General features: G+C 69.2%; 27 protein-coding genes. 6 read left to right on the top strand and 21 right to left on the bottom strand.

The window, feature by feature from the left end; all coding sequences use genetic code 11:
• Positions 1-3: 3 nt before the first annotated feature.
• The 4 genes from MLE64_RS08830 (at position 4) to MLE64_RS08845 (ending at position 5093) form a co-directional block, all read left to right on the top strand.
• Positions 4-1461: a proton-conducting transporter transmembrane domain-containing protein gene (locus MLE64_RS08830; protein WP_243317394.1), complete on the top strand. Its 1458-nt coding sequence runs from the start codon at positions 4-6 to the stop codon at positions 1459-1461.
• Entirely contained in the window at positions 1458-2972 is a 1515-nt protein-coding gene (locus MLE64_RS08835) for a hydrogenase large subunit (protein ID WP_243317395.1), read from the top strand. Before MLE64_RS08830 ends, MLE64_RS08835 begins: the two co-directional genes overlap by 4 nt.
• Entirely contained in the window at positions 2969-3796 is an 828-nt protein-coding gene (locus MLE64_RS08840) for an NADH-quinone oxidoreductase subunit B family protein (protein WP_243317396.1), read from the top strand. Before MLE64_RS08835 ends, MLE64_RS08840 begins: the two co-directional genes overlap by 4 nt.
• 142 nt (positions 3797-3938) lie before the next feature.
• Positions 3939-5093, top strand: coding sequence for a DUF4382 domain-containing protein (locus MLE64_RS08845; RefSeq protein ID WP_243317397.1), 1155 nt, complete (start codon positions 3939-3941; stop codon positions 5091-5093).
• A gap of 50 nt (positions 5094-5143) precedes the next feature.
• Here MLE64_RS08845 and MLE64_RS08850 read toward each other — a convergent pair whose 3' ends face one another.
• The 9 genes from MLE64_RS08850 to rplU all read right to left on the bottom strand — a co-directional run bounded on the left by MLE64_RS08850 (position 5144) and on the right by rplU (position 13217).
• Positions 5144-6667, bottom strand: coding sequence for a serine/threonine-protein kinase (locus MLE64_RS08850; protein ID WP_243317398.1), 1524 nt, complete (start codon positions 6665-6667; stop codon positions 5144-5146).
• Positions 6668-6686: 19 nt separating this feature from the next.
• Positions 6687-8105 (bottom strand): OmpP1/FadL family transporter, encoded by a 1419-nt coding sequence (locus tag MLE64_RS08855; RefSeq protein ID WP_243317399.1) that lies wholly within the window; start codon positions 8103-8105, stop codon positions 6687-6689.
• A gap of 62 nt (positions 8106-8167) precedes the next feature.
• Positions 8168-9088 carry a VirK/YbjX family protein gene (locus tag MLE64_RS08860; RefSeq protein ID WP_243317400.1) on the bottom strand — a complete coding sequence of 307 codons (921 nt, stop codon included), beginning with the start codon at positions 9086-9088 and terminating at the stop codon, positions 8168-8170.
• Positions 9085-10338: a Glu/Leu/Phe/Val family dehydrogenase gene (locus tag MLE64_RS08865; RefSeq protein WP_243317401.1), complete on the bottom strand. Its 1254-nt coding sequence runs from the start codon at positions 10336-10338 to the stop codon at positions 9085-9087. Before MLE64_RS08865 ends, MLE64_RS08860 begins: the two co-directional genes overlap by 4 nt.
• Positions 10339-10350: 12 nt before the next feature.
• Positions 10351-10725 (bottom strand): ribosome silencing factor, encoded by a 375-nt coding sequence (gene rsfS, locus MLE64_RS08870; protein ID WP_243317402.1) that lies wholly within the window; start codon positions 10723-10725, stop codon positions 10351-10353.
• A gap of 18 nt (positions 10726-10743) precedes the next feature.
• On the bottom strand, positions 10744-11352 hold the full coding sequence (gene nadD, locus MLE64_RS08875) for a nicotinate (nicotinamide) nucleotide adenylyltransferase (protein WP_243317403.1): 609 nt from the start codon (positions 11350-11352) through the stop codon (positions 10744-10746).
• 5 nt (positions 11353-11357) lie between these two features.
• Positions 11358-12380, bottom strand: a complete 1023-nt coding sequence (gene obgE / locus MLE64_RS08880; protein WP_243317404.1) for a GTPase ObgE — start codon at positions 12378-12380, stop codon at positions 11358-11360.
• A 145-nt stretch (positions 12381-12525) separates the two neighbouring features.
• Positions 12526-12786 carry a 50S ribosomal protein L27 gene (gene rpmA / locus MLE64_RS08885; RefSeq protein WP_026852683.1) on the bottom strand — a complete coding sequence of 87 codons (261 nt, stop codon included), beginning with the start codon at positions 12784-12786 and terminating at the stop codon, positions 12526-12528.
• Positions 12787-12905: 119 nt separating this feature from the next.
• Positions 12906-13217 carry a 50S ribosomal protein L21 gene (gene rplU, locus MLE64_RS08890; protein ID WP_243317405.1) on the bottom strand — a complete coding sequence of 104 codons (312 nt, stop codon included), beginning with the start codon at positions 13215-13217 and terminating at the stop codon, positions 12906-12908.
• 185 nt (positions 13218-13402) lie between these two features.
• Here rplU and MLE64_RS08895 point away from each other — a divergent pair, with 185 nt between their 5' ends.
• Positions 13403-14872, top strand: a complete 1470-nt coding sequence (locus MLE64_RS08895; RefSeq protein WP_243317406.1) for a menaquinone biosynthesis decarboxylase — start codon at positions 13403-13405, stop codon at positions 14870-14872.
• Positions 14873-14981: 109 nt separating this feature from the next.
• Here MLE64_RS08895 and MLE64_RS08900 read toward each other — a convergent pair whose 3' ends face one another.
• From MLE64_RS08900 to MLE64_RS08950, 11 genes are all read right to left on the bottom strand, one after another.
• Positions 14982-15518, bottom strand: a complete 537-nt coding sequence (locus tag MLE64_RS08900) for an outer membrane beta-barrel protein (protein WP_243317407.1) — start codon at positions 15516-15518, stop codon at positions 14982-14984.
• A 205-nt stretch (positions 15519-15723) separates the two neighbouring features.
• Positions 15724-16083 (bottom strand): 50S ribosomal protein L19, encoded by a 360-nt coding sequence (rplS, locus tag MLE64_RS08905; RefSeq protein ID WP_243295563.1) that lies wholly within the window; start codon positions 16081-16083, stop codon positions 15724-15726.
• Between the two features lie 147 nt (positions 16084-16230).
• Positions 16231-16788, bottom strand: coding sequence for an outer membrane beta-barrel protein (locus tag MLE64_RS08910; RefSeq protein ID WP_243317408.1), 558 nt, complete (start codon positions 16786-16788; stop codon positions 16231-16233).
• A gap of 145 nt (positions 16789-16933) precedes the next feature.
• Complete coding sequence (gene trmD / locus MLE64_RS08915) at positions 16934-17719, bottom strand: tRNA (guanosine(37)-N1)-methyltransferase TrmD (protein ID WP_243317409.1); 786 nt, start codon at positions 17717-17719, stop codon at positions 16934-16936.
• A complete protein-coding gene (locus MLE64_RS08920) occupies positions 17719-18321 on the bottom strand; it encodes an exopolysaccharide biosynthesis protein (RefSeq protein ID WP_243317410.1) in 603 nt (200 codons plus the stop codon). Before MLE64_RS08920 ends, trmD begins: the two co-directional genes overlap by 1 nt.
• Before the next feature lie 47 nt (positions 18322-18368).
• Positions 18369-19469 (bottom strand): dual-specificity RNA methyltransferase RlmN, encoded by a 1101-nt coding sequence (rlmN, locus tag MLE64_RS08925; protein ID WP_243317411.1) that lies wholly within the window; start codon positions 19467-19469, stop codon positions 18369-18371.
• Positions 19470-19471: 2 nt separating this feature from the next.
• A complete protein-coding gene (locus tag MLE64_RS08930) occupies positions 19472-19735 on the bottom strand; it encodes a hypothetical protein (RefSeq protein WP_243288358.1) in 264 nt (87 codons plus the stop codon).
• A 44-nt stretch (positions 19736-19779) separates the two neighbouring features.
• Positions 19780-20337: a thiamine phosphate synthase gene (locus tag MLE64_RS08935; RefSeq protein WP_243317412.1), complete on the bottom strand. Its 558-nt coding sequence runs from the start codon at positions 20335-20337 to the stop codon at positions 19780-19782.
• A complete protein-coding gene (locus MLE64_RS08940; RefSeq protein WP_243317413.1) occupies positions 20334-21323 on the bottom strand; it encodes an aldo/keto reductase in 990 nt (329 codons plus the stop codon). Before MLE64_RS08940 ends, MLE64_RS08935 begins: the two co-directional genes overlap by 4 nt.
• Positions 21324-21463: 140 nt before the next feature.
• A complete protein-coding gene (locus MLE64_RS08945) occupies positions 21464-22396 on the bottom strand; it encodes an outer membrane protein assembly factor BamD (RefSeq protein ID WP_243317414.1) in 933 nt (310 codons plus the stop codon).
• Positions 22393-23394: an alpha/beta hydrolase gene (locus tag MLE64_RS08950; protein ID WP_243317415.1), complete on the bottom strand. Its 1002-nt coding sequence runs from the start codon at positions 23392-23394 to the stop codon at positions 22393-22395. The genes MLE64_RS08945 and MLE64_RS08950 overlap by 4 nt, the downstream gene beginning before the upstream one ends.
• Positions 23395-23479: 85 nt before the next feature.
• Between MLE64_RS08950 and prfB the strand changes: the two genes are divergently transcribed.
• Complete coding sequence (gene prfB, locus MLE64_RS08955) at positions 23480-24586, top strand: peptide chain release factor 2 (protein WP_243317416.1); 1107 nt, start codon at positions 23480-23482, stop codon at positions 24584-24586.
• A gap of 31 nt (positions 24587-24617) precedes the next feature.
• Here prfB and MLE64_RS08960 read toward each other — a convergent pair whose 3' ends face one another.
• Positions 24618-25118, bottom strand: a complete 501-nt coding sequence (locus MLE64_RS08960) for a DUF6677 family protein (RefSeq protein WP_243317417.1) — start codon at positions 25116-25118, stop codon at positions 24618-24620.
• Positions 25119-25131 lie beyond the last annotated feature (13 nt).

Here is a 25131-nt window from a genome sequence, read left to right on the forward strand (position 1 = left end):
CCCATGGCCTGGCTGCTCATCCTCGTCCCCCTCCTGGCCGCCGCCCTGGCCTTCGCCGTGTCATCCCCCGCCCTCCGCGCCTGGATCCTGCCGGCCGTGGGCGTCGTCCACCTGGGGCTGCTGCTCGTGGCCCTCGCGGGCTGGCGCACCCTGCCTGCCACCGCCTGGTTCGGCCTCGACGCCCTGGGCGGCTGGGTGCTGCTGGTGATCAGCGTCCTCTTCTGCATCTGCGCCTTCTACGCCCCGGCCTACCTGGCCCTGCGCCCGGACCGCGACCACCGCGTGCTTGCCACCTGCCTCCTGGGCTTCCTGGGCCTGGCCTCGCTGCTGGCCCAGGCCCGCCACCCCGGCATTGCCTGGGTGGCCATGGAGACCACCACCCTGGTCAGCGCGCCGCTGATCTACTTCAACCACAACCGCCGCTCCCTGGAGGCCACCTGGAAGTACCTGGTCATCGGCTCCGTGGGCATCGCCCTGGCGCTGCTGGGCACCCTGTTCATCGCCTACGCGGCGCACATGGGCGGACTGGAGGAGCCGCTGCGCTACACGCGGCTCGTGGAGAACGCCTCCCTGCTATCGCGGCCCTGGCTGCGGGCGGGCTTCGTGCTGACGCTGGTGGGCTACGGCACCAAGATGGGCCTGGCGCCCCTGCACACCTGGAAGCCGGACGCCTATGGCGAGACGCCGGGCATTGTTGGAGCTCTCCTGGCGGGCGGCGTCACCAGCTGCGCGTTCCTGGCCCTGCTGCGGATCTACGGCGTGGTGGCGGCGGCGGGCGAGGGGGCCTTCGCCCGGGAGCTGCTGGTGGCCTTCGGCATGCTCTCCATGGCCTGGGCCCTGGTCTTCATGATCCGGCAGACCGACATCAAGCGGATGCTGGCCTACTCCAGCGTGGAGCACATGGGCATCCTCGTCTTCGGCATCGGCATCGGGGGCCTGGCGGCGAAGTTCGCCCTCTTCCATCTGGCGGCCAACGCCCTGGTGAAGAGCGTGCTCTTCCTATCGGCGGGCAATATCCACCGCAGCTACGCCAGCAAGCAGCTGCCCTTCGTCACCGGCGCCCTTCGGCGCACGCCGGTATCCGGCTGGCTCTTCCTCCTGGCCTTCCTGGCCATCACGGGCATGCCGCCCTTCGCGCCCTTCCTCAGCGAGTTCAGCATCGCCTCGGGGGCCCTGGGCACCGGCCACCTCGCCAGCGGCGCCGCCTTCCTCGTCCTGCTGGGCGGCATCTTCCTCGCCATGAGCGAAACGGTGGTGAAGGTGGTCTTCGGCACGCCCAGCGCCCAGCGGGTCCGCACCCCCTACAAGGATGCGCCGGCCACCACGGCGCCCCTCATCGTGGCGCTGGCCCTGGCCCTGGTCTTGGGCATCTGGCTGCCCCGGCCCCTCCAGGCCATGCTCGACCACGCGAGCACCACCGCCGAGGGCCTCCGATCCGCCCACCTGGAGGTGCGGCCATGAACGCCAATCTCCCGATCCTCCGCAATGGCCAGCGCCTGCCCCTGCGGGAGGTGCCCGAGCTGCCCATTGGCGAGTTCCGCGAGGCCATCCTGCGGCGCGTGCAGGAAGGGGACCGCCTCGCCTGCCTGTGCGCCGGCTTCGACCTGCAGCTCATGGCGGTGCTGGCCGACGATGCGGGGCACGCGCTCCGCGTCCTCCGCACGAAGCTGGAGGCGCCCCGCTATCCCGCCCTCACGCCCGACTGCCCCCAGGCCCACCTCTTCGAGCGGGAGATCGCCGAGCAGACCGGCATCGTCCCCGAAGGCCATCCCTGGCTGAAACCCGTCCGCTTCCACCTGCCCTGGACCGGCGCGCCCGATCCGTGGAAACGGAACGGGGCGCCGATTCCCGGCGCGGCGGACTTCTACCGCGTGGAGGGCGAGGAGGTCCACGAGGTGGCCGTGGGGCCCGTCCACGCGGGCGTCATCGAGCCCGGGCACTTCCGCTTCCAGTGCCACGGCGAGCGGGTCTTCCACCTGGAGATCGCCCTGGGCTACCAGCACCGCGGACTTGAGAAGGCCCTGATCGGCGGTCCCCATCCCCTCAGCCTCAAGCAGGCGGAGACCATCGCAGGGGACAGCAGCATCGCCCACGTCTGGGCCTACTGCCGCCTGCTGGAGGGCCTGGCGGACGTCCAGGTGCCGGAGCGCGTGGACCTGGTGCGGGGCGTGGCCCTGGAGCTGGAGCGCGCCGCCAACCATGTGGGCGATCTGGGCGCCCTGTCCGGCGATGTGGGCTTCCTGCCCACGGCGTCCTTCTGCGGGCGCATCCGCGGTGACTGGCTGAACCTGAGCGCCGAGGGCTGTGGCAGTCGCCTGGGCCGGGACTGGCTGCGGCCGGGCGGGTTGCGCCAGGACCTGGAGCCGGCGCGGGCCGCCGCCATGCGGCCGCGCCTGGCGCGCGCCTGGGCGGACACGAAGGACGCGGTGGAGCTGCTCTGGGGCGCGGCTTCCGTGATGATCCGCTTCGAGGCGGCGGGCCGCGTGGATCCCGACCAGGCGCGCCAGATCGGGCTGGTGGGCGTGGCGGCGCGGGCCTGCGGCCTGGGTCGCGATGCTCGCCGCGACCATCCGTTCGGTCCCTACGGGATACGGCCCCTTCCTGTGGCGCAGGCCGAGAGCGGCAACGTGCACTCCCGGGCCTGGGTGCGTTGGCTGGAGCTGGGCGAGAGCTCGCGCTTCCTCGCCGCGGCCCTGGCCGCTCTGACGGAAAGCGAAGTCGATCCCAGGCCCCGGCCCCTGCCGCCGCGGGCCCCGGAACACCTGTGCGTCTCGCTCACGGAGGGCTGGCGCGGCGAGGTGCTGCACCTGGCCTGGACCGATGCCCAGGGGCGCTTCGCCCGCTACAAGGTCGTGGATCCCTCCTTCCACAACTGGTTCGGGTTGGCCCTGGCGCTGCGGGGCGAGCAGGTTTCCGACTTCCCCCTGTGCAACAAGAGCTTCAACCTCTCCTACTGCGGGCACGACCTATGATCCACATCCTGCTCTCCCGCTGGCGCCAGGGGTATCGCACCTTGCCCTATCCGAAGGCGCTGCCCGCGCTGCCCGAGCGGTTCAGAGGCCGGCCGAAGATCCATCCGGAGCGCTGCGCCGAAAGCTACTCCGGGGGCTGCCGGGCCTGCGCGGAAGCCTGCCCCACCGAGGCCATCACGGTCGGAGCCGCGGGTCCGCGCATTGATCTGGGCCGCTGTCTCTTCTGCCCCGACTGTGTGGAGGCCTGCCCCGAGGGCGCCATCGAATACACCGGGGAGCACCGCCTTGCCACCCGGACGCGGGAGGACCTGAGCCTGGACGCTGCGGAGGAATACCGGCTGGCGGCGGCCCTGGACGGGGAGATGAAGCGGCTCTTCGGCCGGTCGCTCAAGCTCCGGGTGGTGAGCGCCGGCGGCTGCAACGGCTGCGAGGTGGACGTGAACGTGCTGGGCACCCTGGCCTGGGACCTGGGCCGCTTCGGCATCCAGTACGTGGCCTCGCCGCGCCACGCCGATGGCTTGCTTCTCTGCGGGCCCGTAACGAAGAACATGGAGCTGGCCGTGCGCAAGACCTACGACGCCATCCCGGGGCCCAAGCTCGTCATCGCCGTGGGGGCCTGCGCCATCGCCGGCGGGCCCTACCACCGGCAGGAGGAGCAGCTCGGCGGCGCCGCGAGCGTGGTGCCCGTGGACCTCTTCATTCCCGGCTGCCCGCCCCACCCGCTGACCATCCTGGATGGCATGCTGCGCCTGCTGGGGCGGATCGGAACCAATGGCCGAGATGGAACTAGGTCTTTGGATGGGGGCGAAACGTCACAAAAATAGACACTCAGCCGCCTGTGATTTTTTTCGCCTTTCGATAATTTGTATAAATATTCATATTTCTATCGTTTGGCCCAGGTGGCGCCTCCTCCGCCCTTCAACCAAAGAATGGTTTCGGGACTCAATAACCCCCGAGGAGGCAACCATGAGCCGTTGGCGTGGATTAACCATCGTTGTTTTGGCAACCCTGGGATTGGCGTTCCTGATGGCCTGCGGGGGCTCGTCGGGCTCCAGCACCGGCACCATGAATGTCCACCTGGTGGACGGCCCCATCACGGGCTACCAGGAGGTGAATGTCCACATCCAGTCCGTGGAGATCAGCGGCAATGGCGGCTGGATCACCCTCGGAACCCCGGACAAGACCTACAACCTGCTGAGCCTCACCGGCGGCGTGAGCGAGATGCTGGCCGCGGGGACCACCCTGCCCGCAGGCCACTACCAGCAGATGCGGCTGATCCTCGGAGCGGGCAACACCGTGAAGCTGGCGGATGGCAGCGTCCAGCCCCTCACCGTGCCTTCGGGCCTCCAGTCGGGCGTCAAGCTGATCGTGAGCTTCGACGTGATGGCCGGCACCACGAAGGACGTGTGGATCGACTTCGACGCGGCCCACTCCATCCAGGTGGTGCAGGCCGGGATGTCCAACCAGTACCTCCTCCGTCCCACGGTCTGGGCCTACGACAAGATCGTCACCGGCTCCATCTCCGGGAAGCTGACGGATGCCGCGACCTCCACGGGTCTGGCCGGCGCCGTGGTTTATGCGGAGACCCTGGACACCACGGGGAACGCCCGGATCGCGCGCAGCGCCACCACGGACGCCACCGGCGCGTACACCTTGGACCTCCTGCCCGTGGGCGCCACCTACTACGTGGTGAGCCAGCCCGTGCTGGGAACCACCACGCCGAAGGCCTATGACGCCAAGGCCAGCGACGGCTATGCCCTCAGCGCGGCCACGCCGGTCTTCACCTACAACGCGGCCTTCACCGCGGACGCGGCCACCGGCGGCGTATCCGGCGGCCTGACGCCTGTGGCCACCAGCAGCCAGAGCGACGCCGTGAACCTGCTCCAGACCCTGGCCGCGCCGACCTCGGGCAGCTTCGCCTTCATCGTGGACAGCGCCATGGCCACCGTGGCGACCTCCACCGAGACCTATGCCTTCGCGACGGTGCCGGCGGGTCTCTACAGCGTCCAGGCGGTGCGGGCCACGCTGAACCTGGATGGCACCACCACGGTGACCTCCTCTACCCTCCAGCCCGCCACCGTGACGACCGGGCTCACCGTGACCGTGAACCTGGGGCTCTGAGCCCGGGAAGGCTTGCCATGGGGGCGGTCCGAGCGGGCCGCCCCTTTTGTTCAGCCTGCCAGCCCGGTCAGCACGCTCAGAACCTCCTCATCCTCGGGTCGCTGGTCGGGGTCCTTGCGGCAGAGCCGTTCGACGAGGTCCACCAGGGCCGCGGGGATGTCGGGGCGAAGGGCCGACAGATCCGGCAGGGGATCCCTCCGGTGCTTGTCGAGGATCTCGAAGGGTGTCTCGCCATCAAAGGGCGGATGTCCGGCCAGCAGCTCGAACAGCACGATGCCGAGGGAGTACCGGTCCGCGGCGGGCCCCACCTGGGCCCTGGTCTGAGCCTCCGGCGCGGCGTAGCGGGGTGTGCCCAGGAAGGCGTAGGTGGTGGTCAGGGTGCTGGAGTCCACGATCCGTGAGATCCCGAAGTCCATCACCTTGGCTTGATCGCCGTCGAAGATCACGTTGCCGGGCTTCAGGTCACGGTGGACGATGCCGAGGCGGTGGGCATGGGCCATGGCCCCGACAATCTGCATCGCGAGGCGGTAGAAGGCGGGCAGGGAAGGGGGGCCATCTTCACGGAGGGCCTGGTCCAGCCGCCGGCCGGAGATGTACTCCATGGCCAGCCAAGGGGGTCCTGTCTCCGGGCCGGGATCCAGCATCCGCACCAGATTGGGGTGATCCAGCATGGCGCCCAGTTTCGCCTCCTGGCGGAACCGCCGCAGGAACTCGGGATCATCGTGGCGGTAGGGATGCAGCAGCTTCAAGGCCACGGGCACCCTGGTGGTGCCGTGGCGGGCGAGGTAGGTGCTCGCGAACCCGCCCCGGCCGAGCAGCCGCTCGATCCGGTAGGGCCCCAGCTGCTCAGGGTCACCGAAGGAGGAGGATTCAGACGGGCGTCTCCGGCGCCGGAAGAGCAGCCAGGCGCCGGCCACGGCCAGGGAGAGGCCGATGGCCCATCTCAGCCGCGAACCGGGTGCCGGGGCGATTTGGGGAGCCGCCGCGGGGGCGGGAGCGGTCGCCTGGGCCGGGGCCGGGGTGGCCTGGTCGGGGAGGCGGGGTGGGGGAGCATCCCGCTGGGGCGAGGGTGGTTGGTTCCTGGCCGTGGCTGCCGGTGCCGCCTCCCGGGGCGGCCCTGGCAGGGGAGCGGGCGTGGAGTCCGCGGGTGGCGGGACGGGTTGGCCCTGGGCCGGGGGCGCTGCCACGGGCTTCGGTGGGGTTGGGGCCGGATCGGGGTCTTTCGCGGGCGGAAGGGCCGGGGCCTTCGGGCTGAGGCGATGGGCGAGGGCCTCCCGGGCCGCCTCGGGTTCTCGCTGGTGGGCCGCCCGGTCCAGGGTCGCACGGGCCGCGTCGGTGTCTCCCAGCTCGATGAAGCAGCGGGCCAGATGGGTGTAGGGCGCGTAGTCGTTGAGCAGGTTGTTGCCGTAGATGACGATCCGCGCGGCGGAGGCCGGCCGGAGCTCGATCGCCCGGCGGTAGGCCGCGGCTGCCACCTTCCACTGCCCCTGCCGCTCGGCATCCAGACCGTCCTGATAGGCGGCATAGAACGTGGGCTGGCTCTGGGCCGCCAGCAGGGGTGCGAGGCAGAGCATGAGCCCGCTCCGGCGCATCTCAGTCCCCCACGAAGAGGTGGCGCAGGACCCGCTCCAGGGGCTTGCGGTCGAACTGGATGATGGTGGAGAGGTCCAGCCGGTGTTCGCGGATGCGCTCGGTGCCCAGGGAGGTCGATCCGGTGCGGGACAGGATCTGATCCACGTCGAGGGCCTTCGAGACGCGGCGATTGGACCAGCCGTACCGGTAGGCGATATCCAGGCCGAGGGGCCCCTGCTTGAGTCCGGTCCCAAGGGCGACCTGGTACATGACGCGCTGGAGGCCGGTGGTGGCATCGACCACGGGCTGGGGCTCACGGCTGATGCCCGCCCGGAGGGGGATCACGGTGCCGTTGGAGGTGATGTGGAGGAACTCGGCTCCGAGGTGCAGGTCCGTGGCGTTGGGGGTCCGATCGCCCTTGTCGAAGTCGAAGAAACTCTGCCCGTTGAGCCGGGCGGAGTCGGACATGTACCGGGTGGTGGACCACAGGGTGTGGGAGAGGTCCGCCGTGATCAGCCACTGGTCCGTGGGGCGGTAGGCGTACCCCAGGCCGGTGCCCGAGGGCCAGTGGAGGCCCGTGGTCATGGGTGATCCCGTGAACCCGCCCCGGGGGAGGTTGGTGGCCAGCTGCGTCGCGAACGTATAGTCGGCGTGGAAGCCGGTGCGGTGGACGATTCCGAAGCTCCAGGTGGGCCAGCGCCAGATGAGCCCGAGGTTGAAGTTCCCGCCGTCCATGGCGTTCCCCTGCTGGAAGGCCGCCACGGTCTGCGTCGTGCCCGTGGTGCGCAGGCTGGTGGAGACGAGGTCCCAGCGTCCGCGCCACTGGTTGTACGAGAACCCCAGCAGGATGCGCTGGGACACCTCGTAGGCCGCGGCCAGGGAGTAGAGGTCGATCTGGCCGGTCTGGGTGATGTCCTGGACCAGCAGGGAGGATGGTTCGGTGGAGGTGAGCGGGGATTCGGTGAGGGTGCGGTGGCTGTGGTCGGTCAGGGGCAGGGCGCGCTGGATGGACAACTGCAGCACCAGGTTCCGCCCGGCCACCTGCAGGGGCGCGGTCGCCGAGATGAAGAGGGGATCGAAGCGGGTGCTGCTGACGAGGGAATCGCTCACGGCCAGGATGCGGCCCTGGCTGGAGGTCTCGAAATCCTCGTAGCTCACGGAGCGCTGCGTCCCCCGGGCCACGAAGCTGACTTCGGGATGGAGAAGCTGCGCCAGGCCCGCGGGATTGAAGGAAACCGCCGTCGCATCGTCAGCCACGGCGATGAAGGCGCCGCCCAACCCCATGGCGCGGGCGCCGGCGCCCTGGACGGTGAAGTTGGTGCGGGACTGTTCGGAGATCAGGGTGCCGATGGGGGTCTGCGCCCGCAGAACCCCAGCCCCTCCCACCGCGAGAAGCAGGCAGGGAAGGAGCGTCTGGCAGCGGCGGCGGGGGGATTTCACACGTACATCATGCCTGTATCCAGGAACGGCGGGAACCAGGGCTCCTGCGCCTTCCGGGTGGATCAGGAGGCGGTGAGGACGGTCCGGATCTGCCGGGAGAGGTCGTCCAGGAACTGATAGCGCTTGGTGTACATCGATCGCTTGTTGGGCTTGATGTCCTCTGCGGTCCTGCGCGGAGCCTTGATCGGCAATCGGTACCAGCCATCCTGCTGGCGCTCCCCGCCGGACTCCCGCCAGAGGTCGTCGTAGTCGAACAGGATCTTCTTTCCCGGGCCCAGGAGCCTGCCCCGGGCGACGTGAATGCCATTGCCCACGCCGAGCAGGCTGGCCACCCGCAGGGACCGGGTGATCTCCTGCGCCACGAAGACCATCAGGGCCTTGGGCCGGAGCCCATGCATGGCCTTGGTCGCGAGTTTGATGGTCTCCTCGTCGCCGCCCTTGCGCCCTTGGAGGGCGCCGAGGTAGCAGCACCATCCGGCGGCCTGGTGCTCGAGGGAGTAGGCGAAGGAGCTGATGGCTCCGGGAATGCCCTCCAGCTCGAGGAAGACCCCGATCTCGCCTTCCTTGCGGAACTGGGGGTCCGCCCGCATCAGGAGGCGCAGAGTGCCAGCCTTTTCCAGTGGGATGCGCGCCAGCAGGAGGCCCTCCTCCCGGAGCATGGCCTGCTGGAACGCGCCGCCCTTGGCGTTCACGAAGATGTAGGTGTCGCGGATGACCTTGAAGCGTTTGGCCCAGTCCCAGCGGCGGGACATGTAGGTTCCCATGGGACGGAAGGCCAGCCTTGGGCTGGCGGCCACGAAGGGGCGGACGACGGGTTCATCGAGAAAGGCGAACCAGCCCTGGACGGAGGCTTCCCGCAGAACCGCCAGGACCGCCCAGCGGAGGTGGCGCTTGATCTTCTTCCGCTCTTCAGGACGGGCTTCGTAGGCCTGGGTGCTGTAGTGCCAGGCCTTTCTGGAAACCAGGATGTAGCCTCGGATCACGCGTAGAAACCGCGGTACTTCATGGCCTGGGCCACGCGGTCCAGGGCCAGGATGTAGGCGCCGATGCGGGGGTTGGTCTTGTACTTGTCGGTGGTGGCGAAGGTGGCCTGGAAGGCGTGGGTCATGTAGTCCACCAGGCGCTCGTTGATCTCGCGCTCCCGCCAGTAGAAGCCCTGGCGGTTCTGCACCCACTCGAAGTAGCTGACGGTGACGCCGCCCACGTTGGCCAGGATGTCCGGCACCACGAGGACGCCGTGCTCCAGCAGGATGGGATCCGCCTCGGGGGTGGTGGGGCCGTTGGCGCCCTCCACGATGACCTTGGCGCGGACCTGCGCGGCGTTGGCCTCGGTGATCTGGTTCTCCGAGGCGGCGGGCACCAGGATGTCCACGGGATGGGCAAGGACGGCGTTGGGGTCCATGGGCTCGGCGCCCCGGAAGCCCACGACAGTGCGGGCCTCGGCCACATGCTTGAGGAGGGCGTGGATGTCCAGGCCGCGGTCGTTCCGCACGGCGCCCTGGATGTCGCTGATGGCGACGATGCGCGCCCCGGCCTCGTGCAGCAGGCGGGCGGCCTGGCTGCCCACGTTGCCGAAGCCCTGCACGGCCACCGTGGCGCCGGCCAGAGGCTTGCCCAGCCGCTGCATGGCCTCGCGGGCGGTGATGAGGATCCCGCGGCCCGTGGCCTCGTTGCGGCCCAGGCTGCCGCCCAGGCCCAGGGGCTTGCCCGTGACGATGGCGTTCTCGGTGCGGCGCACGTGCATGGAGTAGGTGTCCAGCACCCAGGCCATGGTCTGCGCGTCCGTGCCCATGTCGGGCGCGGGCACGTCGCGGTCGGGTCCGAGGATGTCCATGATCTCGGCGATGTAGCGGCGGGTGAGGCGCTCCTTCTCGCCCAGGCTCAGGCGCGAAGGGTCGCACACGATGCCGCCCTTGCCGCCGCCGAAGGGCACGTCCACCACGGCGCACTTCCAGGTCATCCAGGCGGCGAGGGCCTTCACCTCGTCGAGGGTGACGTTCAGGTCGTAGCGGATGCCGCCCTTGGCGGGGCCGCGGGCGATGTTGTGCTGCACGCGGTAGCCCGTGAAGACCTCCCACTGCCCGTTGTCCATGAGCACGGGGAGGCTCACGATCATCGACCGGCTGGGGGCCATGAAGACTTTGAACAGTGCGTCATCCAGGCCGTAGAGCTGGGAAGCGACGCGGAGGCGGGCCTGCATGGCCTCGAAGGCGTTGGTCTGGTTGGTCAGCATGGAGGGCATCTCCTACGGACGGGCTTCTTGGGCGGGATGGGTCTCGGCCGGCAGTTCCAGATCGCGGCCGGCGCTCCAGAGCCCCTCGATGTTGTAGTGGCGGCGGGTCTCTTCGTCCATGACGTGGACGACCAGGTTCCCGTAGTCCAGGAGCACCCAGTTGCCGTTGGCCTCGCCTTCGCGGGAGATGGGGCGCTCCCCGGCGAGCTTGAGGGCATCCTCCACCGCCTCGGCGATGGCGCGGTTCTGGCGGTCGCTGCCCCCGCTCATGAAGGCGAAGGTGTCGGTGAAGCTGGCGATGTCCCTCACGTCCAGGAGGCGGATGCGGAAGGCTTTCTTGGACCGGGCGGCTTCGACGACGGTCGCGAGCCGGGAATCAAGGGTCATGCGGGCTCCGAAACAGGGCTAACGATACAGGTTTTCCGCGCGGATGGCAGCGAGAACTTGGGGCGGGATGCCGCCTGGATCCTGGGCAGGATCCGCCGCCAGACGGTGCCGGAGCTCCGTGGAGGCGAGGTCCGTGTCCGTGGAGGGGAGCCAGACCAGCTCGCCGGTCCCGCCGGACCAGGCCGAGGCCGGTCGCAGCCCGGGAAAGGCTGGAACGTCCGCCGGGGCGCCGGGGCGCAGGGCCACGGCCAGGGAGGCCAGCTGGAGGATCCGCTCCGGGCGCCGCCAGGTGGCGAAGCCCGCAAGCTGGTCGCTGCCCATGACGAGGATCCAGGCCGTGTCGGGCTCCCGGGCGGACAGCGTCTCCAGGGTGTCCACGGTGTAGCTGGCGCCACCCCGCTCGAGCTCCGCGGTCTCGACGGCGCAGCGCGGGTCGAAGGCGCGGAGTGCCTCATCCAGCAGGTGCAGGCGGGTTCCGGGCGCGGGGCCGCCGGGGTCGGGCTTGTGGGGGCTGATGGCCGTGGGCACGAAGCGCAGCTCATCCAGGTCCAGGTGGTCCAGGGCCAGCCGCGCCAGCTTCAGGTGACCTTCATGGGGGGGATTGAACGCCCCACCGAGCAGGCCCACGCGCTTCACTGGGCCGCGTCCTTGTCCTTGAGGGCCGCATCCACCGCGAAGGCCAGCTCGCGCAGCCCCTCGCCCGTGACGCCCGAGATGAAGATGGGCTTCTGGCCGCGGTCGGCGCAGAGGGTTTCGAAGGCGGTGCGCCGGTCTTCATCCTGCAGGGCGTCGAGCTTGGTGCCCACCAGCCAGCGGGGCTTGGCGGCCAGCACGGGGCTGAAGGCCTCCACCTCGCCTTCGATGACGCGCACGGCTTCCGCGGGCTCCGTGACGGGATCGGAGAGGTCCACCAGGTGGAGCAGCATGCGGGTGCGCTCCACGTGCCGGAGGAACTGGATGCCGAGACCCGCGCCGTCCGCCGCGCCCTCGATGAGGCCGGGGATGTCCGCGATGACCCAGCTGTCGAGCAGGTCGCCGCCGAAGCGGTCCAGGCTCACCACGCCGAGCTGGGGCTCCAGGGTGGTGAAGGGGTAGTCGGCGATCTTGGGCCGGGCCGCGCTCAGGCGGCTCACCAGGGTGCTCTTGCCGGCGTTGGGGAAGCCCACCAGGCCTACGTCCGCGATGAGCTTCAGCTCCAGGTCCAGGGTGCGCTCCTCGCCTTCCTCGCCAGGCTGGTGGTGGCGGGGCGTGCGGTTGGTGGAGCTCTTGAAGTTCGTGTTGCCCAGGCCGCCGCGGCCGCCGCGGGCCACGCAGACGTCCTGGCCGTGCGCCAGCAACTCCGCCAGCACCTCGCCGGTGTCACCATCCTTCACCACGGTGCCCAGGGGCACTTCCAGGGTGATGTCGACGCCGTCCTTGCCGTGGCGCAGGCAGCCTTCGCCCTGGCGGCCGCGGTCGGCGGCGAAGTCGCGCTTGTGGCGATAGGGATTCAGGGTGTTCAGAGCCCGGTTGGCCCGGAGGAAGATGGAGCCGCCCTTGCCACCGTCGCCGCCATCCGGTCCGCCCTCGGGGGCGAACTTCTCGCGGCGGAAGCTCATGGCGCCGGACCCGCCGTGGCCGGCGACGACGCGGAGCTGGACATGGTCAAGGAACATTTGGACCTTTGATTGCGGAAGATCGGGGAGGCATAAGCATAGGCCGGGCTACGCCCGGCCTATGCGCGGGGGTCTCGGGGGTGTGCGCAGCGCGCCCTTAGATCCTTGCCGCGCCCCGCGCGACAAGGAGAACCCCCGGACAACATCAACCCTCGATCGGGTCGATGTGGATGAAGCGGCCGGACTGGCCCTTGTCCTGGAAGCGCACCTTGCCGTCGATCTTGGCAAAGAGGGTGTGGTCCTTGCCCATGCCGACGTTGATGCCGGCCTTGAACTTGGTGCCGCGCTGGCGGACCAGGATGGAGCCGCCGGTGACGACCTCGCCACCGAACTCCTTCACGCCCAGGCGCTGGGAATGGGAATCACGACCATTGCGGCTGGAACCGACGCCTTTTTTGTGAGCCATGGAAGTACCTCTTCAGAATCAGGATTCATGGATAGGGGGAAGGATGCGAGTGCGGGCTTGGCCCGGGCGAACATCGGGGGTCCGGGGGTGTGCCCGCAGCGCGGGACCCCCGGAGAGCATCATCCCTTGATGCTCTTGATGCGCACTTCCGTATAACCCTGGCGGTGGCCCTGGGTGCGCTGGTAGGTGGTGGTGCGCTTCTTCTTGAAGATGATCACCTTCTTGGCGCGGTCGTGGGTGATGACCTCGGCCTCGACCTTGGCGCCCTTCACGGTGGGCTGACCCACCTTCAGGTCCCCGTTGTTGTCGATGAGGAGCACGTCCTCGAAGGTCACGGCCTGCTTGGGATCCTTCTCCAGCAGCTCCACGCGGAGGATATCGCCCTCGGCGACGCGGTACTGCTTCCCGCCGGTCTTGATGATTGCGAACATGGAAACCTCATTCGGTTGGGGCGCGGGGGCGGCGGTCCATCGGACGCACTTGGGAGCCCACGGCCAGGGCAAGGCCCATCAGTATGCGGGAAAATCCCTGGCCCCTCAAGGGAAATTCCTGAATGACAGGGGATAGGGTTCCGGCGGCCGGGCCCGGATGGGATGATCGGGGTCCGGAGATTCCCATGGGCCGTGATTTCCAGACCTTCCTCAAGCAGCTCGAGGCCGCGGGCGAGCTGGCCCGCGTGGGCGCCGAAGTGGATCCCTTCCTGGAGATGGGCGCCATCGCCGACCGGGTGTCCAAGCAGCCCGGGGGCGGCAAGGCCCTGATCTTCGACCGGCCCAAGGGCAAGGCCATGCCCGTGGCCATGAACGCCTTCGGCAGCCTGAAGCGCATGGAGATGGCCCTGGGCGTGGACAAGGAGCCCCGCGGCCTAGACACCATCGCCGACCGCATCGAGAAGCTGGTGCAGGAGGCCATGCCCAAGCCCGGCACGGGCTTTTTCGAGAAGCTGGCCAAGCTGCCCGTGCTGGCGGAGGTCTCCAATTGGATGCCCAAGACCGTCCGCAAGGGGATCTGCCAGGAGGTGGTGCTGAAGGGCGACCAGGTGGAGCTCACGGACCTGCCGGTGCTCACCACCTGGCCCGAGGACGGCGGCCCCTTCATTACGCTCGGCATGAGCCACACCCGCAACAAGCAGACGGGCCACCGGAACACGGGCCTCTACCGGCTGCAGGTCTATGACGACCGGACGCTCGGCTTCCACACCCAGCTGCACCACGACGGCGCGCGGAACCGCCACGGCTACTCGAAGGACGAGCGCATGCCCGTGGCCGTGAGCTTCGGCGGCGACCCGGCCCTGACCTACGCCGCCACGGCGCCCCTGCCGCCCTTCCTCAGCGAGGTCATGTTCGCGGGCTTCCTGCGCGGCGAAGGCATCGAGATGGTGCCCTGCGTGACGAACGACCTGGAGGTGCCGGCCGACAGCGAGCTCGTCATTGAAGGCTACGTGAACCCCGGCGAGCTGCGCCGCGAGGGCCCCTTCGGCGACCACACGGGCTACTACTCCCTGGCCGACGACTACCCCGTGCTGCACGTGGAAGCCATCACCATGCGGAAGAACCCCGTGTTCCCCGCCACCATCGTCGGCCGGCCGCCCCAGGAGGACACCTACCTGGGACTGGCCACCGAGCGGATCTTCTTGCCTTTGTTGAGAATGGTGCTGCCCGAGATCCGCGACATGCACCTGCCGGCTGCCGGCGCCTTCCACAACCTGGTGATCCTCTCCATGAAGAAGGAATACCCGGGCCACGCCCAGAAGGTCATGAACGCCATCTGGGGCACGGGCCAGATCATGTTCACCAAGGGCATCGTGGTTGTGGACGAGGACATCGACCCCCACGACCTGACCGAAGTGCTCTTCCGCCTCACCAGCAACGTGGATCCGAAGCGCGACATGCTCTTCACGGAAGGGCCGCTCGACGTGCTGGACCACAGCGCCGACCGCTTCGCCTTCGGCAGCAAGGTGGGCATCGACGCCACCCGCAAGAACCGCCCCTGGGACGGCTTCCCCCGCGAGTGGCCGCGCGACCTGGTGTTCCCCGACGAGATCCTCGACCGCATCGGCCAGCGGTGGAAGGAATACGGCCTATGACGAGCACAGCGCGACCTTAGATCCCGGTAGAGCAAAGTGAAGCCCGGCTATGCCGGGCTTCGCGCGGGGGTCCGGGGGTATGCGCGTAGCGCGGAACCCCCGGAGAACATCAAAATCGGATCGTGACCCCCGCCTGCAGGGCGTCGGCTTGGAACTGACTGGTGATGCGCGAGTGGATGAAGCGGGCCTCGGTACCCACGGTGGCGTTCCACTGGTAGCCGGCGCCGATGGCCAGGCCCAGCTTGGTCGTGTGGGTGGAGACGTCGCCCAGGACGGGATCCTTCACTTCGAAGGACCAGCGCATGGCGGCTAGGCCCGCCGTCAGGTAGAGGCCCTCGGGCTTGCCGGCGATGAAGTAGAGGTAGTCGCCGCCCAGGCTGAGGTTGTTGGCGTCCTGCTTGAGGCTGCCGAAGCTGGACTCCGGATAGACCGAGTAGTCGAGGCGGGGGCGCAGCATGTGGCCATCGCCCAGGTCGAAGGTGCCATGCACGCCGATTCCCGGGCCCGGCTTGCTGTCCACGTAGTCCTTCAGGTCGCCCAGGGGGATGTTCACGAGACCCTGCACGCCGTATCGGGGTGCTTCAGCCTGGAGGGACAGAGTGGCGGCGGCCAGGATGGCCAGGGTCAGCGGGGACAGGATCTTCATGGTTCCTCCGGAAGGCGCAGGCCCAGGGCGGGCCGACCGGCGCCGGGGCCCATGTTCCCACAAAAAAAGGAGAGGTCGCCCTCATTCGGAAGCGAAAAGATGAAACTAGAAATAAAGATCTAGTTCGAGTTGAGGCAAATCGAACTCCGGTTATTTCCAATGAAAAGGCGCCCTCGCGGGCGCCTTTTCAGGGAAGCAGGCGAACCTACTCGCCGTTCTCGGTGCGGCGCTCCTTGAGGCGGCCGGCCTTGCCGAGCTTCTCGCGCAGGAAGTAGAGCTTGGCGCGGCGGACCTTGCCGTGGCGCACGACTTCCAGCTTGTCGATGGTGGGGCTGTTCAGAGGGAAGATGCGCTCCACGCCCACGCCGCTCGCGATCTTGCGGACGGTGAAGGAGGTGCGCATGCCGCCGCCCTTGATGCCGATGACGATGCCCTGGAAGAGCTGGATGCGCTCCTTCTCGCCTTCCTTCACCTTCACGTGCACCTTGACGGTGTCGCCGGGCTGGATGCGGGGCAGATCGGAACGAAGCAGGCTCGCTTCGAGCTGGTCGATGATGTGGCTCATGTGGGCTCCTGGGCCAGCGGTCCCGGGCCGGAATCGGCGGACATGGCTCGATGTCCCCGGAGTCGGGGAGTCCATCAGTGTATCGGAAAAGGCCGGAAAGGAAAGGGGGCATTCCCGGAGGAGGCCCCCTTATCCCTGAACCTCAGCCTAGAAGCGGAAGGTGGCGCCCACCTGGATCATGTCGAGGTCGCCTTCCCAGGCGCTGCTCTTCAGGTAGCGGACTTCAGCTCCGACGGTCTTGTTGAACTGGTAGCCCACGCCGGCGGCCAGGCCCAGCTTGGTGGTGGTTTCGCTGCTCGAGCCCGAGCCGAACCCGGAGATGGAGACATTGGCCTCCATCTTCCACTGCATGGCGGCAGCGCCGGCGGTGAAGTAGAAGCCCTGGGGCTTGCCGTCCACGAAGTACATGTAGTCGGCGCCGAGGGAGATGTTGGACATCTTGAGACTGGCCGACGCCCCGCCGCCACTGACGGAGTACTCGGGGAACCAGGTGTAGTCCAGGCGGGGGCGGATCATGTGGCCGCCCCGGAGGTCGAAGGTGGCCTGGGCGCCGATGTTGAATCCCACCTTGCTGTCCACCGCGTCCTTGAGGTCGCTCTGGGGGATGTTGAGGCCCGCCTGGAGCCCGAAGCGGGGGCCTTCCTGGGCGCTGAGGGCGGGGGCCACCAGCGCGGCGGCGGCCAGGATGAGTGCGCGGATCGTCATGAGATCTCCTTGAGGCCCATGGGGGGCCGGGGTTCATTGGGCAGATCCGGGGCCTCCGAGGCCGCGGCCGCCCGATGGGGCTAAATGGTACCTACGCATCTTGTATCTGGAGGTCTAGTCCGGATCCAAGAAAATCAACCTGGTTCTACTTCCAGCCCTTCCAGCCCTTGGGCTTGGCCCGGTCCCAGTCCTCGGGATGCTCCACTTGCCAGGCGCACCACTGGGCGGGTCGATCCAGGGCGGGCAGGCGGTCCCGCAGGTAGGTGGTCCAGAGGTCCGGCCTCAGGCGCTTCGTGCGGGCCATGGCCTCCCGCAGGCGCCAGAGCCGGATGGCGCCGTGGTCGCCCCCCTGGAGCACCGCCGGCACCTCCAGGCCGTCGAAGGAGGCCGGGCGCGTGTAGTGGGGGTGGTCCAGCAGGCCCGTGGCGAAGCTGTCCTCCTCGGCGCTGGCCTCATTGCCCAGCACGCCCGGCAGCCAGCGGCACACGGCGTCGATGAGGAAGAGGGCCGGCAGCTCGCCGCCGCTGAGCACGGCCTCGCCCACGCTGAGTTCCTCGTCCACGTACCGCTCCACCGCCCGCTGATCCAGGCCCTCGTAGCGTGTGCAGACGAGGATCAGTTGATCCAGGCGAGCCAGCTCCAGCACCTTCGCGTGGGTGAGGGGTGGCGCGGCGGGGCTGAAGTGGATGACGCGGTTCGACGCCGCCCGGGGTACGGAGGCCAGGGTGTCCCGCAGCACCTCGGGGCGCAGCACCATGCCCGGCCCGCCGCCGAAGGGGGCATCGTCCACATGGCCGAAGGGGTTGCCCGCGAAGGGGCGGTAGCTGTGGGTGACGAGGGCGTGCTCCAGCTCCCGGAAGGCGCGCCCCGTGACGCCGAGGCGGGCGGCCTCGAAGAACTCCGGAAAGAGGGTGAGGGCGTCGATGCGCATCACTTCATCATCGCGTGGAAGGCCTTCATGAAGGTGCGGGCGATGAGGTCGAAGCTGAAGGCGAAGTACAGGGTGTTGGCGAGGGCGGCGGCGGCCCCGATCCAGGCCCAGAGGGGACGTTCCTCCAGGAGGGAGGCGCCCAGAAGGCAGAGGATCGCGGCGGGGAGCTGGTTGCCGAAGGGAAGGGGCACGGGGATGGCCAGCAGGAAACCCGTCCAGGCGATGCAGGCGCCCACCCAGCGGTGGTTGATGGGCCGCCGCTGGGCGCTGGGCCAGCGGAGACGGTCGAGCTGGGTCTCGAGCTTCGCCAGGGCGTTCTTGATGCGGCCCTTGTGGATGGGCTGGGTCTGCACCCGCCGGGGCATCCAGGGATGGGGCGTGCCCCAGGCCAGCTGGATCCCCAGGGCGATGAGTCCGATGCCGCCCACCGGAGCCAGCCCGAGGTTCAGGCCCGGCACCAGGCTCGGCAGGGACAGCAGCAGGGTCAGCAGGCCGTAGGTTTGCTCGCCCGCGGCGTCCAGCAACTCCCCGAGCGTGACCTCGCCTTCCGCGTCCAGCAGGGCGTGGAGGGTCTCGAAGAAGGGCTTCGGGGTGGGCAGCACCCCTCCAGGATGACGGAAAACGGCCTTCAGGCTCCGGTCTTCAGTCCTCAGTTCTCGGCCTTCGGTTTCCGGGTCTGGCCTTCCCGCACCAGCTGGCCGCAGGCGCCGGCCACGTCCTGGCCCCGGCTGCGGCGGACGCTCACGGGCAGGCCCGCCTCCGAAAGCAGGCGGCAGAGGGCGGCGATGCGGGATTCTTCCGGGGGCTGGAAGCCGCTGCCCTCGTGGGGGTTGAAGGGGATCAGGTTCACCTTGGCGGGGAAGCGGCGGGCGAAGGCGGCGAGACGGCGACCATCCTCTGGGCTGTCGGTGACGCCCTTCAGCAGCACGTATTCGAGGGTGATGCGCTCGCCGGATTGCAGGGGGAAGGCCGCCAGGGCCGCCGCCAGCGCCTCCAGGTTCCAGACGCGGTTCACGGGCATGATGGCCGAGCGGTGGGCGTCCGTGGTGGCGTTGAGGCTCAGGGCCAGGCGCGGCCGCTTCGGGAACCCGCCCAGTCGCTCGATGCCGCTCACCAGGCCCGAGGTGGACACGGTGACGCGCCGGGGCGGGATGGCCAGGCCCTTGGGATCCGAAAGAATGGCGAAGGCGGCCATGAGGTGGTCGAGGTTGTGCAGGGGCTCGCCCATGCCCATGAACACCAGGTTCACGGGGCGGCCTTCCGGGTGGCCGTGGTGATTCAGCATGGCCACCACCTGGCCCACAATCTCCGCGGCCGTGAGGTTGCGGATGATGCCCATCTGCCCCGTGGCGCAGAAGGTGCAGCCCATGGCGCAGCCCACCTGGCTCGACAGGCAGAGCGTCACCCGGTCGTCGTAGGGCATATATACGCCTTCGACCTGCTTCCCGTCCGCGAGCTCGAAGGCGTGCTTGGTGGACCCGTCCTCCGAGGCCTGGCTCTGGACGATGGTCGGCCAGGACAGGTCCACCTCGGCCTCCAGGCGCGTCCGCAGCGCCTTGGACAGGCTGGAGAACTGCTCCCAGCGGGTCCAGCGCTGCCGGTAGAGGCCCTCGAAGATCTGGCCGCCCCGCCAGGCCGGCTCGCCCAGGGCGGAGACCAGCGCCTTCAGGCCGGCGGTGTCCAGGCCCGCGGCATTGGGACGCGCGGCGCGGCCGGCTTCAGGGGCCGGCAGGTCCCACAGCTGGGGCATCGTCAGTCCATCCGGATCTTGAAGGACTTCATCAGGCGCTTGTCGTCCTCGGAGAAGGGTTGCTCGGGGCCCTCCTGGGGCAGCCCTTCGCTGGGGCCCTCCCCGCGGAGCCGGATGGGCGCGGCCTCCAGGATGAGCATGAGCCCGTAGCCCTGGGCCTGGATCTGGAAGGTGAGGTCGCGGCAGTGATCGTCTTCGGCCAAGGCCTTCACCAGCGAATCGCCCAGTTCGCTGACCAGGTGATGCAGGTTCTCGGGCAGATCCATGGAGCCTCCGCTTCCAGAATACCAGCCGGTTCCAGATCCGCCGGCTAGGAGCGCTCGCGGAAGGCCGCGACAGCACGGCGCGGATCCCCGTCCCAGAAGGGCCGGATGGCGGCCGCTCCCGCCAGGCGCGGATGCCTGAGCAAAGCCGCGTTCGTGGGATCGACTCCGCCCAGGGCCAGGAGGCGCGGGCCCTCCGCGGGCAGGCCGTCGAGGAAGCGGCGCAGCCGTTCCGGCCCCCAGGGCGCGCCCTTGCCGGGGCTGACGAAGATCGGCGAGATGAGCAGCTGGTCCGCGCCGCGGCGCGCCGTCCACTGGTCTTCGTCGTGCAGGGGGCGGGACAGCGGCACCAGGCCCGGTTCCACCTCGGGATGGGCCTCCGGAGCGTGCAGGCCGCAGCCCGCGGCGAAGGCCACGTCCAGGCGGCCGGCCACCCAGAGCGCCACTTCGGGGGCGGTGTCCTGGCACCAGGTGGCGGCCTCCAGGAGCGCGCGCGCCTCCAGCTGCTTCTCGCGGATCAGGAAGCCGTCCACGCCCGAGCGCAGCACGGCCGCCCAGCGGTCGCGGTCGAAGCCGAGGCCCGGTGTGATGGCGAGGAGGATCATCCGAAGAGGCCCTCCAGCAGGGCCGGGTCCACCTTCGGCAGGGCCAGCACCGCAGCGTTCTCGGTGGCGTGGTCCGCGCGGCCCATGCCGCAGAGGGCCACCGTGACGCCGGGGCAGGAGCGGGTGAACTGGAGCGCCGCCTGCGCGGGAGTGGCTCCTCCCAGCGCTTCCACCAGGTCCGCGGGGAGCTGTGAAAGGATGCGGGCCTGCATGATCGACGCGGAGGTCTGCACGGAGAGGCCGGCGGCACGGGCGGCCTGGAGCGGCGTGAGGCGTTCGCCCCGGAACGGCTGGGTGGGGGCGAGGAAGGCTTCGGGCAGGGCGAGGTTGAGAGGCAGCTGGATCCAGCGGAAGTGGTGATCCCGTCCTCCGGCGGCTTCCGCGGCGGCCAGCAGGCGCTCCAGGCTGAGGTGGTCGGGCCGACCCGGCGGCACCCGGAACCCGTTCCAGGTGGCCACGCCATAGGCGCGGACCGCTCCGGAAGCCACGAACCCTTCGCAGGCTTCGAAGGCCTTTCGGACGGCGGAGTAGAAGGCCTCCGGCCCCAGGTGCGGGAGCTGCTGCTCGGGGTTGTGCAGGTGGAAGAGATCCACGGTCTCTACGCCCAGGGCGGCCCGGCTCACCTCCAGCTGGTGGGCCAGATAGCGGGGGGTCATGGCGTGGCAGCCGTCCACCACCTCTTCGGCGGACAGGATGCCCGGGGCCTCCAGCGTGCGCCGGAACCAGTCCCGGGGGCTTTCGTCCGTGAGCCCGTCCCCCATGGGCAGGTAGCCGGCCTTGGTGGAGACGAAGACCGCCTCCCGGGGAAGCCCGGCGAAGGCCGAACCCAGGGCCCGTTCCGAGCGCCCGGCGCGGTAATTGGCCGCCGTATCGAAGACGGTCCCCCCGGCCGCGAAGAAGGCGCGGGCCGCGGCGACATAGCCCTCATCAACGGCGGAGGTGGCCTCCCCGAGGTAGGTGCCGAGGCCGAGGCTGCTCAGGTCCATGGCGCCTCCGGATGGGTGGAGAGCCCAGGAGGCGTTCGCTCACCTGAGGGCTTCCGTATGAGTCGAAGCGAGGTCCGGCTCAGCCGGGCCAAGCGCGGGGGCCCGGGGGTGTCCGCGTAGCGGGGAACCCCCGGACAACATCAACTATCCAGGTCTTCCTTCACGCCGTCGGTGCCCATGCTCACCAGGCGGTCCGCCGCACGCCGGGCCCACTCGGAGCCCGGGTAGCTCTCCACCAGCTTCTGGTAGTAGCTCCTGGCTTCGTCGCGGAAACCCTTGATGCGCTCGGTGGTGAAGGTGGTGAAGTCCTTCTGGTACTGCATGCCCTGCTCCCGGGTGAGCTCCTTCAGCTCCTCCTTCTGGAGCTTCTTGGCGTAGTCCTTCTCGAACTGGTTCACCTCTTCGGGAAGCAGCAGCCGCTGGCGCAGGGCCTCGCCGAGGTAGAAGTAGGCCCGCTCGCGGTCCACGTAGTCCGGATAGGTCTCCAGCAGGGCCTTCAGGCGCCGCTCGGCCCCCGGGTAGTAGTAGACGTTCACATAGAATATGCCCACGATCAGCTCGTGCTCGGCGATGCGCCGCCAGCACTGGACCACCTTGGACCTGGCTTCAGGGGCGTAGGGGCTGCCCGGGGATTCCGTCAGCAGCTGCTGGAACCCATCGAGCGCCTTGCGGGTCTCGGTCTGATCACGCTCGGCGCTTTCGATGGACGAGAAGTGGCACAGGGCCCGGTGGTAGAGGGCGTAGTCCCGCAGCTCGTGGCGGGGGAAGTAGTTCAGGAAGCTTGTGTACTCCACTTCCGCTTCGGGAAAGCTGGGGTTCGACTGGAAGAAGAAGCTGTCGCCCAGCATGAGCTTGGCCTTGGGGAACTCCGGAGAGCCTGGAAGGTACTGCTCCAGCTGGCGGAGGGTCGTCCGGGCCTCGTTGAACTTGCCCTGCTTCATCTGCTTCTCCGCCTCGGCCATCAGGACGGTGGAGCTGAGGGTCGTCTGGCTGGCGGTCTTCGGCTTGCGGCAGCCCAATCCCAGCCCCGCGAGGAGGAGGCTGACGGACAGGGCGGTGAGGATGCGCTTCATGCGGACTCCGGGGACAGCATTTCAGACATGACGGGACGGAGCGAAGGGTTCCGGGGGCGCTGGGAGGGATTCCATGCCTGGCACAGGCGGTCCAGCCAGGGCTCGGCCAGGGCCTGGGCCTCCGCGCGCCGGCGGTCGTGGAAGACCTCATGGTAGAAACCGGGCAGGCGGTGCCGCTCCAGCAGGCCCGGCTTCACGGCGGACCACAGCACCTCGGAGGCGTCTGGATCCACCACCGTGTCCTCGCCGGATTCCAGCAGGAGCATGGGGCGATCCAGTTCCTGGCCCAGGGGCAGGAGCTCGGCCCGGCCCTCGTCCAGGGCGGCGCCGAAGGCGGCGGTGGCCCAGCGGTGGCAGAGGGGATCGGTCTGGTAGCGCTGCACGAGGACGGGATCCGAGCAGACCCGGCTCTTGTCGCCATGGAGCTGGATGGGACGGTGGGGCATGAGCCAATTGAGGAGACGGGAGAGCACGACCAGGGCCTTCGAATTGGATCGCACGGCCACGCTGGGGCTCGACAGGATCAGTCCGTCCAGGGTGTCCGCGTGCCAGAGCAGGGTGAGCAGGGCGACCAGTCCCCCGAAGCTGTGGCCCAACACCACCTGGGGGCAGACGGGCAGGGGCGGCATGGGCACGCCGTCCACCACCCGGGGCGCGGCGCCCGTGCGCTCGGCGTCGTGGCGGCGCTCCTGGCGGAGGAAGAGGGCGAAGTCGTCCACGAAGGCGCGGATGCCATGCGCATCGCCCCGGATGCCTCCGGACCGTCCGAAGCCGCTGTGGTCCATGGCGGACACGGACCAGCCCAGCCCGTGCAGCCAGCGGGCCGTGTGGCGGTAGCGCTCGCCGTGCTCGCCGTAGCCGTGGGAGATGACCACCCGGCCCTTGGGCTCCGGGTGCTCCCAGCGCGCGTAGGCGAGCGTCACGCCCCCATGGCCCGACAGGACCCCACGGGCGGTGGGCTCCAGATCGGCGGGCAGCACGGGGGTGGGATCATGCATCCGATCAGAATACCGTGGGGACGGCCGATCCCCGATTGGCATAAACTTGAAGGTTCCCCGGAAGGCCGGGCTGGAGACGCGGACGATGGATTTCGAGACCCTGGTGCGGGCCAAGAACGAACTGGAGCCCCGGGTCCGGCAGCTGGTCGCCCACCTGGATCCCGAGCGCAAGGCCCTGGAACTGGAACAGATCGAGGAGCGGACCACCGCCCCGGGGTTCTGGGACGATCCCGAGGCCGCCAAGCCCCTGCTCCAGAAGCGGGGCTCCATCAGCGACGACATCGCCCTGGCCAAGCGTCTGTCCGGTGGGCTGGAGGACCTGGAGACGGGCTTGGAGCTGGCCCGCGAGGACGCCGAGATGCTGGTCGAGGCCGGGGCCGTGGAGACGGGGCTCCGCAAGGCGGTGGAGGATGCCGAGCTGCGGATGATGCTCAGCGGCGACCTGGACAACAACCACGCCATCGTCGCCATCGCGCCCGGCGCCGGCGGCACCGAGAGCCAGGACTGGGCGGCCATGCTGCTGCGCATGTACCTGCGCTTCTGCGAGGCCAAGGGCTGGGCCACGGAGATGATCGACTACCAGGACGGGGAGGAGGCCGGCATCAAGGGCGCCACCTTCATCGTCGACGCCCCCTTCTCCTACGGCTACCTGCGGGCCGAGGCGGGCGTCCACCGGCTCGTGCGCATCAGCCCCTTCGATGCCGCCAAGCGGCGGCACACCAGCTTCGCGGCCGTCTACGTGAGCCCTGAGCTGGACGACACCATCAACGTCGAGATCCCCGAGAAGGACCTCAAGATCGATGTCTTCCGCGCCAGCGGCGCCGGCGGCCAGCACGTGAACCGCACCGAATCGGCCGTGCGCTTCACCCACCTGCCCACGGGCATCGTGGTGAGCTGCCAGAACGAGCGCAGCCAGATCAAGAACCGCGCGACGGCCATGAAGGTGCTCCAGGCCCGGCTCTACGAGCTGGAGCAGCGCAAGTTCCAGGAGAAGGTGGCCGCCGCCAGCGGCGACAAGGCCGACGTGGCCTGGGGGAGCCAGATCCGCAGCTACGTCCTCCAGCCCTACCAGATGGTGAAGGACCACCGCACCGGCGAGGAGACCAGCCAGACCCAGAAGGTGCTGGACGGCGACATCGACGCCTTCATCCGCGCCCAGCTCCTGGCCAAGTCGCTCAAGACCGAAGGCTGACAGCCGTTAGCTGACAGCTGATAGCCGGCGACTACTCGCCCTTGGCGATCTTCTCCTGCTCGTCCTTCGGCAGGCGGAAGACCCAGCGGCCGGTGATGCGATCCCAGAGGTCGAAGCAGCAGAGCCAGTTGAGCAGGCCGGCGACCATCACGTAGGTGGCCCCGTACTCCTGCGTGAGCGTGCGCACGGGCTCGGTGCCGGCGCCGCCGAAGGCCCAGGCGAAGAAGCCGTACACCGGTCCGATGCCCGCGGTGGCGAAGGCGCCCAGGGTGGGCAGCCAGGCCCCGGCCTGGGGCACGAAGACGCCGCCCTTCACGCCCGCCACCGCGCCGTGCTGCATCTGCAGGGCGCCCAGGAGGCAGAAGAGGATCCAGACGCCGAAGAACGCCTTGGCCCGGCCCTTCTCGCCGATCATCCAGTAGCCCGCTCCCGGCACCAGCCACTGGAACAGCAGCAGCTTCCACGCGGCCTGGACGGCCTTCTGGCGGCGGAGGGGCATGGGGAGCCGTGGAACAGACTTGTCGTCGGTCATGCCCCTAGGTTAC

It is taken from the genome of Geothrix paludis, assembly GCF_022808815.1.
Lineage (GTDB): Bacteria > Acidobacteriota > Holophagae > Holophagales > Holophagaceae > Geothrix > Geothrix paludis.